The sequence below is a fragment of the Photorhabdus noenieputensis genome (assembly GCF_018448935.1).
In the GTDB taxonomy this organism is placed as follows: Bacteria; Pseudomonadota; Gammaproteobacteria; order Enterobacterales; family Enterobacteriaceae; genus Photorhabdus; species Photorhabdus noenieputensis.
The window spans coordinates 49,596-60,951 of sequence record NZ_RCWC01000037.1; the positions used below are offsets into that span (position 1 = coordinate 49,596).

The window sequence follows — 11,356 nt, forward strand, 5'->3', positions numbered from 1 at the left end:
TCCGGTCTTACTCATTGGTAATAAAGCCCAATTTCTCCTGCTCACTGGCTGCCTGTGCCAAAACCCACTGTCTGAATGCGGCAATTTTCCCCAATTCAGCCTGACTGTCATGACAAACAAGGTAAAATGCATTCTTACTCACTAACACATCATTAAATGGGCAAACTAAGCGTCCCGCATCAATTTCAGTCCGAGCCATGACATTATTTGCCAGCGCAATACCCTGCCCGTGAACAGCGGCCTGGATCACCATTGCACTATGGCTAAATATCGGTCCTTGCTGAACATTTATCTGCTGCTGCATATCAAGCTGGCGCACATACGCTTGCCAGTCACGACGAGAAGAATCGTGCAACAGCGTATGACGCGCCAAATCTGCGGGGGTTTTCAAAGGATTTTCTCCGGTCAGCAACGAAGGAGAACAAACGGGAAGCAAATATTCTGCGTAAAGGCGATCAGTACGTAACCCCGGCCAATTTCCACGACCATAAAATATGGCAACATCAACATCATCAGCAAGCTTATCTTCTTCTCTGTCTACCGCCTGTATTCTGACATCAATACCTGGATAAGCTAAATTAAAACTGGATAGCCTTGGAACTAGCCACTGGATAGCAAAGCTAGGTGAAAGGCTAACCGTCAAAGCCCCTTTGGCACTTCTGGCTTGAAGTTTACGTGTTGCTTCATTTATCGCCGTGAATATCTCTTTGATGTCCAGATAGTAGCTTTGACCTTCTTCAGTCAATAATAGTGATCGATTGCGACGACGAAATAACTTCAACCCAAGAAAATCCTCCAGACTTTTCATCTGGTGGCTAACTGCGGCCTGCGTCACAAATAATTCTTCTGCCGCCTTAGTAAAACTTAAATGGCGCGCTGCGGCATCAAAAACCCGCAACGCATTAAGTGGTGGTAAACGTTTGGACATGTGAGCCCTTATGTAATGTTAGCGATACCGGTAACTCTTTATATTTAATTATTAGTTTTTGTAATCCGAATCATTATAAATTGTCCATTGAGGATACTCCAGTAAATCCCTATAGTGGCGCCACTTCCTAAGCCGGAACGAAAAGTGAATCAGCTTAACGCTATGAAACTTTTGGCTTTGTGGTTGTGATGTTGTGTTTGCAAGTTGTCTGGGAAACCAGACCCTGTAGCTTAAGCTACTGTTTTTTTTCACTTCCTGTACATTTACCCTGTCTGTCCATAGTGATTTTTTAATGCACCGCAGTTGCGGTGCTTTTTTTTGGCATAAAGGCCGGAACATGGCAATATTATTCAATGTAATAACCTATCCATTTTCAGCCAGAAACAAAGTGGTTAAGCACCATCACCACCAAAACAAAATTAATACATCTATGAAAAAGTTCGAACCAGAACAGTTCCGCCAGCAATTTCCAGCGCTACAGCAATTGCCTACACAACAATTTCCAAAACAACCATTTTCTACACAAGAACGGACAGTATTTCTGGATAGTGCAGCCACTGCCCTCAAACCACAAGCCATGATACAGGCAACACAAAATTATTATCAAAACAGTAGCGCTACCGTACATCGCAGCCAACACCAAGCAGCGCTGGAAATCACATCCCGCTATGAACAGGCCCGACAACAAGTTGCTGAACTCATCAACGCTCCACAAGCTGAAAATATTATCTGGACAAAAGGAACAACGGAATCCCTCAATCTGGTTGCTCAAAGTTATTTCCGTACTTATCTCCAGCCTGGTGATGAAATTATAGTGAGTGAGCAGGAACATCATTCCAACCTGATCCCTTGGTTAATGTTGGCAGAACAAATCGGCGCTAAGGTTATTAAATGGCCTCTAGGCAATGGCAAACTGCCTGATATCAACATCCTGCCTGAACTGCTAAACAAACACAGTCGATTGATAGCAATCAGCCAAATGTCCAACGTGACAGGTGGAACAGTTGATCTCGCTGCAATAACAGAAATAGCACACCAACATGGCTGTCTGGTCGTTGTTGATGGCGCACAAGGCGTTGTTCACAATCCCATTGATGTCCAGCAATCAGATATCGATTTCTACGCATTCTCCGCTCACAAACTCTACAGCGCGAACGGCGTTGGTGTACTTTACGGCAAAAGTGAGTTACTTAATGCCATGTCTCCCTGGCAAGGTGGCGGGAAAATGCTCTCCCACACTTCATTCAGCGATTTTATACCAGAAAAGGTACCTTTCCGGTTTGAAGCAGGCACACCGAATGTTGCTGGTATTATTGGTTTTTCTGCCACACTGGAATGGTTGAAAGATATTGATATTGCCAAAGCCGAAATCCATGCGGTCACTCTGGCTGATTATACCGAAGAACAACTCTCCGCTTTACCCGGATTTATCAGCTATCGCATTGCCGGTTCCTGCTTACTAGCGTTTAATTTTACCGACATTCATCACAGTGATTTGGCCGCCATTCTGGCAGAACAAAATATTGCTTTACGTTCCGGTCAGCATTGCGCTCAGCCCTTGATCGAAGCGTTAGGTATCAGCGGCTGTTTACGCGCCTCCTTTATGCCTTACAACAACCAACAAGATGCCGATACTTTAATTCAAGCCGTAAAATTTGGCCTTTCTCTATTACAGGATGAATGAATTACAGGACGAATAACATTATGACTCAAACCACTGAAAACCGGATTGCACCACACCCATTTGGCCGGGAAATCAGCCAACAACAGCTCATTGCAACCTTTGACCAATGCCGCCAATGGGAAGATCGTTATCGCCAATTAATCTTACTGGCAAAGAAACTGCCTGCACTGCCCGATAACTTGAAACAACAAGACACGGAAATGTCCGGCTGTGAAAACCGGGTTTGGTTAGGGCATCAATTACTGCCAGATGGTCATCTGCATTTTTATGGCGACAGCGAAGGCCGCATTGTAAAAGGCTTACTGGCGGTGATCTTGACTGCCGTAGAAGGCAAAACACCGGAACAAGTTTTAGCAACTAACCTGTTGGCACTGTTCCACCAACTTGGGCTGGAACAGCAGATAAGTGGCTCACGGTTGAACGGCGTGAAATCACTGATTAATACCGTGCAAAACGCCGCAAAACATTATACGTAAGATTAAAGATCACCTTGACGTTGCGCCTTAGCAACCATTTTTTTCAGTGCATGGGAAACCGCCACAAATCCAAATGTCGCCGTGACCATCGTTGCGGCACCAAAACCAGAAGCGCAATCCATACGCTTAGTGCCTTCTGCGGTACTTTTCGCGGCACAAACAGAACCATCACTCTGCGGATAAACCAATTGCTCGGTTGAGAACACACAATCAATGCCCAATTTACCTTTACCATTCTTCACAACACGATAATCAGATTTCAGCCTTTCTCGCAGTTTAGCCGCTAAAGGGTCCTGAACCGTTTTCGCCAAATCAACAACCTGAATCTGTGTCGGATCAAGTTGCCCACCTGCGCCACCGGTTGTCACCAGCGGAATTTTATGGCGACGGCAATAAGCCAACAGCGCCGCTTTTGGCCTGACACTATCGATAGCATCAATCACATAACTGAATCCAGCCGCCATCATCTCTTCAACATTATCGGGTGTGAGAAAATCATCAACACAAGTCACTTTGCACTCTGGATTAATTGCCAGAATACGTTCGGCAATCACTTCGGTTTTTGGTTGCCCAATATGCTGTTTTAAAGCATGCAATTGGCGGTTAGTATTGGTGATACAGACATCATCCATATCAATCAAAGTGATCGCACCGATTCCCGTTCGAGCCAGAGCCTCAGCCGCCCAGGAGCCGACACCACCGATGCCCACAACACAAACATGAGAATGGCAAAACAAAGAAAGCGCTTTTTGTCCATATAAACGGGCAGTCCCCGCAAAGCGCTGCATATATGCATCAGAAAGAGAAGTTTGCATTACTGAATATCAATCCTGAAAACCTAATTATAAAATTTATGAAGAGTTATCACTGACTTACCATCAGCATAGTAGGCTGCGCTTTTTTTAACACCCAAACCCGACCGTAGTGGTTATAGAAACCTGCCGCTATACCTGCCGCATCACCAATACCATGATAGATATCGAAATGATGTCCTTTTATTGCCCCACCAACATCTAATGCAACCATCAGGCGCATTTGGTACTGACCGGTAAATTTACCCTCTTTATCCAATAAAGGAACCTCTACCAACAGGGTTGTTCCCGGTGGAATAAGCATTTTATCAGCAGCTACAGAAGCTTTTGCAATTAAAGGAACACCACTCGCACCCCGTACCGGTGCAAGGTTTTCAGGTTTAAAGAAAACAAATGATGGGTTCTGCTCCAACAGTTCACGGACTTCTGCCTCACTGTGAGATTCTGTCCATTTACGAATCGCCAGAATGGAGATATCTTCTTGCGCGATCTCTCCACGCTCAATCAGTAATTTACCAATACTCCGGTAAATATGTCCATTCTTACCGGCATAACCCAAAAAAGTCAGTGGTCCACCATCACCAAAATCGACATAACCACTACCCTGTACCTCCATAATATAATTATCAATCAGTGAACGACTATAACCAATAATCAAACTGGGGCTAAGAGCGCCATTGTATATTTCGGTTCGGTTTGGTAAGCGATATTTACTCTTAGGCGGCATTCGGTACAGAGGATATTTAAATTCCCCCTGTTTAACACGGCGAGCTTGTAGCACCGGCGTATAGTAGCCGGTAAATTGGACATTACCGTAATTATCCACACCTTCCATCTGGTAAGCGCGTAAATTAAACAGATTCAACTTACTGGTTTCACCACCCGCTAACATCCAGTTTTGAACAGCGTCAAAAGTTAAGCTATTACGATTATACAGACGAGGAGCAACCTGATTAATCAGGGCAACCTGCTCTGAAAAATCCTTTGCATTAACTGGCTTACCCTGCGCATTGGGTTGATTAACCAGCCGTAAATCCTGAGCGATATGGCCATCTCTATATTGTTGGCCTTGTGCTGTTGGGCGAGAATGACATCCAACTAACAGTGAAATCACGGTTCCACACAGCAGATACTTACCCCAGTATTTCATTGTCATCTTCTCTACACTTGCCAACATGACTCAACGGCAAACCATACCAAACCAATAAAAATAATGAAACCTACCATAAAAAAATAACTTAACAAAACAACGACACAAACGAATAAAAAAACTCCAACATGCAGAGTAACCCATCAAAAAAGTAACGAAACAAACAATTTTTAATAAAAAAACTTGCAACGGCTCTTATCCTGAGTATAGTGCCCGCTATCGGACGCGGGGTGGAGCAGCCTGGTAGCTCGTCGGGCTCATAACCCGAAGGTCGTCGGTTCAAATCCGGCCCCCGCAACCAACGCAATAAAGTAGTTCGATAAAACGGACGCGGGATGGAGCAGCTTGGTAGCTCGTCGGGCTCATAACCCGAAGGTCGTCGGTTCAAATCCGGCTCCCGCAACCAATTTTCGCTATTCAAAATATCAAAACGGACGCGGGGTGGAGCAGCTTGGTAGCTCGTCGGGCTCATAACCCGAAGGTCGTCGGTTCAAATCCGGCCCCCGCAACCAATTCTCTATGCGTTTCAGCATATAAACTCCCAAAAGCAACTTCATAATGACTTTTAGATAATTTTTTCGTCATCGTATCTGCTCTCAGTTTAATGATAAATATCCACATATAGTCATTTCTGGCTTGACAGATTATCGTTTATAAACGATAACAAAGCTATGAATGAGATACGACACTATATCGACAACAACGGACGTGATGTCTTTGAAGAATGGCGAGAACAAATACGTGACACCAAGGCTCAAATTGCCATTGACCGACGCATTATGCGCATGGAACTGGGTAACTTTGGCGATCACAAACCCTTGTCCGAGGGTGTCTGGGAACTGCGCATTGACATAGGGCCGGGGTATCGGGTCTATTACGCCAAATCTGGCTTAACTGTAGTTCTTCTGCTCTGTGGCGGCGACAAACGTAAGCAAAACGCAGACATAGCCAGAGCATGTGAATACTGGCGTGAATGGAAGAGTAGAAACAGATAGGAGAACAAATAATGAAAGATAGATCACACGACGACGCAATGGCCGAGGTGTTCCGCAAAGACCCGGCTTACGCGATTGAGCTACTAAACAGCATCCTTGAAGATGGCGAACAAGCCGAGTTACTGATTGCCCTTCGCCAAATGACCAAGGCTTTCGGCGGAGTTCGTAACGTGGCCAAGGAAGCTGAGTTGAATCCGAACCAGCTCTATCGCACCTTGTCAGCCGAGGGCAACCCGGAAGTTAGAAGTCTAAGCGCGATTCTGCGTGTCATGGGCTTGCGCCTGGCAGTTCAACCTATCACTACCCACTAAATAGGGCGGGGAGTATAGGCTAAAGGAAAATAGCCTCCTTCCCTGTTTAACAGCAAAAATTACCCATAGCGGCAAGCTCAAATTGCCAAACTACCGCCATTCTTAAAATAAGCTTTGATACCCGCAAAAATTGACTCTGCTACTTGCTGCTGGAAACGCGCGGTTTTCAGTTTCCGCTCCTCTTCCAAATTGCTAATAAAAGCAGTCTCTACCAGAATCGAGGGGATATCCGGCGCTTTCAGTACCGCGAATCCAGCTTGATCCACCCGGTTTTTATGCAGTTTATTCACTTTGCCCATACGTTTAAGCACTTCACTACCAAATTTAAGGCTGTCATTGATTGTCGCAGTCTGCAACAAATCAAACATCGTATGATCCAGATACTTATCACCGCTTTTACTCACGCCGCCAATTTGGTCAGCTTCGTTTTGCGTCTGGGCCAGAAAGCGTGCGGTATTACTGGTTGCACCTTTAGTAGAAAGCGCAAAAACCGAAGAACCACGTGCCGCCCGGTTAGCAAAGGCATCAGCATGAATAGAAACAAATAGATCAGCTCGCATTTTACGCGCTTTTGCCACCCGAACTTTTAATGGGATAAACACATCTTCATTACGGGTCATATAAACTTTCATACCCGGCTCACGCTGAATAAGCGTTTTTAATCGACGGGCAATTTTCAGAACAACGTCTTTTTCACGAGTTTTATATTTGCCAATAGCGCCGGGATCTTCCCCGCCATGCCCAGGATCAAGCATGATAATGATCGGCCTGTCTTTACCTGCCTTACCTGACCTTGGCCTTTCCACTGGCAGATCCTCGGCCAAATGACCTTTATTGTATTCTTCGAGTAGAGCAAGCAATGGATCATCATCCGTATTAACCCCCGCAGCGGGATAAATATCCAATACCAGACGATGTTTAAACTCTGCCACTGGCTTCAAAGTAAACATATGTGGGCTGACGGCTTGTTTAACTTCGAACACCAGACGAACGGTTTTAGGATCAAACTGTCCTACCCTGACCAATTTAAGATAAGGATCGCGGGATTGAATCTGCTCTCCCATCCCACTTAGGGTATGATTCAGTTGTACACCTTCAAGATCAACGACAATTCTATTTGGATTTTTTAACGCAAACTGGCGATATTTGAGTGGAATATTGGATTCAAGAGTCACACGGGTATAACTGGATGCTGGCCAAATACGTACCGCTATAACTTTTGCTGACGCTGCGTAACCCACCTGGCTAACACTGAGTAACCACATCGCTGCGGCTCCCTGCAACAAACGACGTCGTGACAGACTATGCTCTGAATGACTCATCTACTTAATATTCCATTCATAAAATACAAACATTCAGGGTGATATTCACCAAATGAAACGATCAAATGAAAAACTTTAACCAATCAGCATTATGCTGTCATCAATAAACAGCATTTTATATTTTGCAAATTATTAACGTCTACAGGTATATGAAAATGTTTTTATCTGAATTGCCTCTTGCCATTTTCTCTCAAAAGGAATAAAAAAGCATAAATCACGAATAAAAATTCAATCGAGAGTCTGTTATGAAAGAACGCAGCACCGAATTAGTTGAAGGATTTCGTCATTCTGTTCCGTACATCAATGCACATCGTGGTAAAACCTTTGTTATTATGCTTGGTGGTGAGGCTATTGCTCATGATAATTTTACCAATATTATCAATGATATAGGTTTGCTACATAGTTTAGGTATCCGTCTGGTCGTCGTTTATGGTGCCAGACCTCAAATTGAACAAAATCTTGCAGAACATCATTACAAACCGGTTTACCACAAACATACCCGCGTAACCGATAATAAAACATTAGAATTAGTCAAACAATCTGCTGGTTTGCTGCAACTGGATATTACCGCACGTCTTTCTATGAACTTGAATAATACCCCGTTACAAGGAGCCAATATTAATGTTGTCAGCGGTAACTTCATTATTGCTCAACCTCTTGGTGTTGATGATGGTGTGGATTATTGCCACAGCGGAAAAATTCGCCGTATCGATGAGAATGCCATAAATCGCCAATTAGACAATGGCGCAATCGTGCTAATTGGCCCTGTTGCAGTTTCTGTCACCGGAGAGAGTTTCAATTTGCCATTTGAAGATGTTGCTACCCAATTAGCTATCAAACTACAGGCTGAAAAATTGATTGGTTTCTGTTCTACTCAAGGTGTACAAGACAAAGACGGAAAAATTCTATCGGAAGTTTTTCTTAATCAAGCACCGGAACTAATTAAAGAGCTAGAAGTTAAAGGTGACTACTATTCAGGTACAGTCCGTTTTTTACGGAGTGCAGTAAAAGCTTGCCGTCGTGGCGTTCGTCGCAGCCATTTATTAAGTTATCAGGCAGATGGTTCTCTACTGCAAGAATTATTCTCCCGAGATGGTATTGGCACTCAAATAGTGATGGAAAGTGCAGAACAAATACGTCGGGCTAATATCAATGATATTGGTGGTATTCTCGAACTTATTCGCCCACTGGAACAACAAGGTATTCTGGTTCGCCGTTCAAGAGAACAACTTGAGAGAGAAATTGATAAATTCATCATCATCGAACGCGATAACCTGACTATCGCCTGTGCTGCGCTCTACCCTTATCCTGAGGAGAAAATTGGCGAAATGGCTTGTTTAGCGGTGAATCCTAAATACCGCAGCTCTTTAAGAGGTGAAGTATTACTGAATCGTATTGCGGAACACGCCAAACAGTTCGGACTGGAAAAACTGTTTGTTCTGACTACCCGCAGCATTCATTGGTTCCAAGAGCGGGGTTTTGAGCCCGCAGAACTCTCAATGCTACCGATTCAGAAACAAGTGTTATACAACTATCAGCGCCGTTCTAAGATTCTTATGCTGAATTTGGAACCACAGTAATAAACGTATCCATGCCGAAAGGTTTACATTGCCCTTAATTCAGCGGTTAATGATATTAAACCTACGGCATCATACTTTCGTGTGGATCTGTTAATTCAGTGATTAATCGACGAAATAAATAATTCTTATATTTGGTTTTGTAAATGGTATTTTATATCTTCATTGCTTATTGCAAAATATCGGTACTTTAATCGGTATAATTCAAGACAATGGTAAATTCACATAATAAGCTAACCACCATAATTACTATGATACAAGTGCAACACCGTTAATCTGGAAGCAAACATGTTCGTATTCCCTTAAACTTTCACCCAAACAAACCTGCAACGGACTGATAAAATAATCAATTACCCGACGTCCATCTGTTTTCTAACAATTACCTCGTAAACCCTGCCCCAATTAAAGTGCGCCCCAAAGGTTAGACATTTTGCCTGTCGAAAGACAGAAGTCCTCATATGGGGCGCTTACATTTAAACGGCGCAATTCACCTATTTATGAAGACCCGCGATAACCATCGCGGGTCTTGTTACCGATCAGTGCCAGTTGGCTGCCAGCACAGGTTGCAGCCGCTGTTGCTCGACATCGCTGAGCATTGTGGTCGCAGGCGCTGGTGGCGCGAAGGCAGCCATCGCCTGGACAAGATTTTCGACATTACTGTCCATCAACCGATGACCGTCACCAGCCATGATGCTACCTGGTCGTTCGGGGTGACTGGCATACCAATTATGCAGTGTTACCTCCTGCTTGCTGCCAATGACCGAAATTTGCAGATCCTGCCCTTCATGCTGGAACCACAGACGCTCAGGGCTGATGTCCTTTCCGAACACCAAGTTCCCCATCCTACCACTAAATTCCAAATCGTTGTCCCCATGCCCGACTTCTACCGTCGACATAGTACCACTGGTCACAATATTGTTATTACCATCCCCGACTTTCACTTTCGACATAGTACCGCTGGTCACGATATGGTTATCACCATTTCCTACTTCCACTCGCGACATAGTACCATTAGATACTATATGGTTATAACCGTCCCCTACCTTCATTGTCGCCCTCCCTTCTGTATCAGTGATACTATTGTTACCATGTCCGACTGTTAGTTTGTCGATATCTCCGACAATGACGTTATTACCATTACCCAGCGTAATATTTGACATCAATTCTGCCACATTGACTGTATTGTCACCGTTACCCGCAACCATTTTGACACCTACAGCTTTCACATTGATAGTCTTGCTCTCGTCCCCCAAGGTAATCTCGCCAAAAGTTTTTTGGACCGTAATGGAATTAGGGTCAGTGGTCACCGGTGTAGGTTCCACTGCTGGCTCAATTTTCGGAACGTTAAGCGTTGTGCTCGGCTCAACAGGAGGAGTGCTAATCGGCTTCCGGTCAATCAGTGACATCCGGTCAACATTCTGGTTTAAACGCGACCTCAGGTCGACAAGGCCAGTGCCAACTCTAATCGGCTCCAGATTAACAGGGGTAACTTTAATCATATCCCGGTCAATATCAATAGAAGACATTTTAGTCAGATTCCAGTCAATAAGGGGAATGCTAACCGGCTTCCTTGGGGGAATACTAATCGGCTTCAGGTCGATAGGGGAAAGTGGTAAAGGCTTATCAACGCCAAGAGGGTCGACAATTGGTGTCAATGAACCCGGTACAGTCACCGTCGGTTTATCAAGAGATTGCGTCACCACTGGCTTGACCGTTGGGACCAAATCCGGCGAAGGCTCCGCAAAGAGGAAGTCGGCCGCATCGACCTGCGAAATGTCCAAGGTATCGAGATACAGTAACTTCACGTTTGAATCAGTACCGCTGGCCCCATTAAAGATAACTTCAACGCCATGAATTTGCGACAGGCCGTTGATCGTGCCACGATTACTCTTAGCAATTGTGAGTTGGCTGAAATCAGTGACACCGGTTTGACGCAAATCAATTTTATCAATGCCGTGACGGAACCCACGTAACGCATTCTTGTAGTCCTTGACACCCGGTTGGGCTGCCACCACAAAAACGTCTGACGCCGCACTGTCATGACTATAGATCGTCCCATTCAAGCTAAATTTCATCTGACCCTGAGCATCGCTAGTGAGCA

General features: G+C 44.6%; 9 protein-coding genes, 3 tRNA genes and 1 pseudogene. 8 read left to right on the forward strand and 5 right to left on the reverse strand.

Annotated elements, in window-relative coordinates; translation table 11 throughout:
* Positions 1 to 7 precede the first annotated feature (7 nt).
* Positions 8 to 928, reverse strand: coding sequence for a transcriptional regulator GcvA (locus EAE91_RS19800; protein WP_040151422.1), 921 nt, complete (start codon positions 926 to 928; stop codon positions 8 to 10).
* Positions 929 to 1,358: 430 nt separating this feature from the next.
* Between EAE91_RS19800 and csdA the strand changes: the two genes are divergently transcribed.
* Both csdA and csdE read left to right on the forward strand, forming a co-directional pair.
* Positions 1,359 to 2,612, forward strand: coding sequence for a cysteine desulfurase CsdA (gene csdA / locus EAE91_RS19805; protein ID WP_214089995.1), 1,254 nt, complete (start codon positions 1,359 to 1,361; stop codon positions 2,610 to 2,612).
* A gap of 20 nt (positions 2,613 to 2,632) precedes the next feature.
* Positions 2,633 to 3,088 (forward strand): cysteine desulfurase sulfur acceptor subunit CsdE, encoded by a 456-nt coding sequence (gene csdE, locus EAE91_RS19810; RefSeq protein ID WP_214089989.1) that lies wholly within the window; start codon positions 2,633 to 2,635, stop codon positions 3,086 to 3,088.
* A 2-nt stretch (positions 3,089 to 3,090) separates the two neighbouring features.
* On the opposite strand, the gene tcdA is transcribed toward csdE, so the two are convergent.
* Positions 3,091 to 3,903 carry a tRNA cyclic N6-threonylcarbamoyladenosine(37) synthase TcdA gene (gene tcdA / locus EAE91_RS19815; protein ID WP_036781567.1) on the reverse strand — a complete coding sequence of 271 codons (813 nt, stop codon included), beginning with the start codon at positions 3,901 to 3,903 and terminating at the stop codon, positions 3,091 to 3,093.
* 49 nt (positions 3,904 to 3,952) lie between these two features.
* The gene (mltA, locus tag EAE91_RS19820; protein WP_214089996.1) at positions 3,953 to 5,050 is read right to left on the reverse strand and encodes a murein transglycosylase A; all 1,098 of its coding nucleotides are present in this window, start codon (positions 5,048 to 5,050) and stop codon (positions 3,953 to 3,955) included.
* Positions 5,051 to 5,274: 224 nt separating this feature from the next.
* On the opposite strand from mltA, the gene EAE91_RS19825 reads away from it, so the two are divergent.
* The 5 genes from EAE91_RS19825 to EAE91_RS19845 all read left to right on the forward strand — a co-directional run bounded on the left by EAE91_RS19825 (position 5,275) and on the right by EAE91_RS19845 (position 6,356).
* Positions 5,275 to 5,351: transfer RNA gene (locus tag EAE91_RS19825), tRNA-Met, on the forward strand.
* Between the two features lie 28 nt (positions 5,352 to 5,379).
* Positions 5,380 to 5,456: transfer RNA gene (locus EAE91_RS19830), tRNA-Met, on the forward strand.
* 29 nt (positions 5,457 to 5,485) lie between these two features.
* Positions 5,486 to 5,562, forward strand: a tRNA-Met gene (locus tag EAE91_RS19835).
* A 159-nt stretch (positions 5,563 to 5,721) separates the two neighbouring features.
* A complete protein-coding gene (locus EAE91_RS19840) occupies positions 5,722 to 6,045 on the forward strand; it encodes a type II toxin-antitoxin system RelE/ParE family toxin (protein ID WP_214089990.1) in 324 nt (107 codons plus the stop codon).
* 11 nt (positions 6,046 to 6,056) lie between these two features.
* Positions 6,057 to 6,356 carry a helix-turn-helix domain-containing transcriptional regulator gene (locus tag EAE91_RS19845; protein WP_036812155.1) on the forward strand — a complete coding sequence of 100 codons (300 nt, stop codon included), beginning with the start codon at positions 6,057 to 6,059 and terminating at the stop codon, positions 6,354 to 6,356.
* 77 nt (positions 6,357 to 6,433) lie between these two features.
* Here the strand turns inward: EAE91_RS19845 and amiC are convergent, their stop codons facing one another.
* Positions 6,434 to 7,678, reverse strand: a complete 1,245-nt coding sequence (gene amiC / locus EAE91_RS19850; RefSeq protein WP_214089991.1) for an N-acetylmuramoyl-L-alanine amidase AmiC — start codon at positions 7,676 to 7,678, stop codon at positions 6,434 to 6,436.
* Positions 7,679 to 7,923: 245 nt separating this feature from the next.
* Here amiC and argA point away from each other — a divergent pair, with 245 nt between their 5' ends.
* Entirely contained in the window at positions 7,924 to 9,258 is a 1,335-nt protein-coding gene (argA, locus tag EAE91_RS19855) for an amino-acid N-acetyltransferase (RefSeq protein WP_214089992.1), read from the forward strand.
* A 533-nt stretch (positions 9,259 to 9,791) separates the two neighbouring features.
* Here argA and EAE91_RS19860 read toward each other — a convergent pair.
* Positions 9,792 to 11,356: pseudogene (locus EAE91_RS19860) on the reverse strand (S8 family serine peptidase); the annotation flags it as partial.

Excerpts from the sequence above, each read along its gene's own strand:
- EAE91_RS19800 (WP_040151422.1), bottom strand. The coding sequence starts at position 928 with ATGTCCAAACGTTTACCACCACTTAATGCGTTGCGGGTTTTTGATGCC.
- EAE91_RS19845 (WP_036812155.1), top strand. The coding sequence starts at position 6,057 with ATGAAAGATAGATCACACGACGACGCAATGGCCGAGGTGTTCCGCAAA.
- mltA (WP_214089996.1), bottom strand. The coding sequence starts at position 5,050 with ATGAAATACTGGGGTAAGTATCTGCTGTGTGGAACCGTGATTTCACTG.
- csdA (WP_214089995.1), top strand. The coding sequence starts at position 1,359 with ATGAAAAAGTTCGAACCAGAACAGTTCCGCCAGCAATTTCCAGCGCTA.
- argA (WP_214089992.1), top strand. The coding sequence starts at position 7,924 with ATGAAAGAACGCAGCACCGAATTAGTTGAAGGATTTCGTCATTCTGTT.
- EAE91_RS19840 (WP_214089990.1), top strand. The coding sequence starts at position 5,722 with ATGAATGAGATACGACACTATATCGACAACAACGGACGTGATGTCTTT.
- tcdA (WP_036781567.1), bottom strand. The coding sequence starts at position 3,903 with ATGCAAACTTCTCTTTCTGATGCATATATGCAGCGCTTTGCGGGGACT.
- csdE (WP_214089989.1), top strand. The coding sequence starts at position 2,633 with ATGACTCAAACCACTGAAAACCGGATTGCACCACACCCATTTGGCCGG.
- amiC (WP_214089991.1), bottom strand. The coding sequence starts at position 7,678 with ATGAGTCATTCAGAGCATAGTCTGTCACGACGTCGTTTGTTGCAGGGA.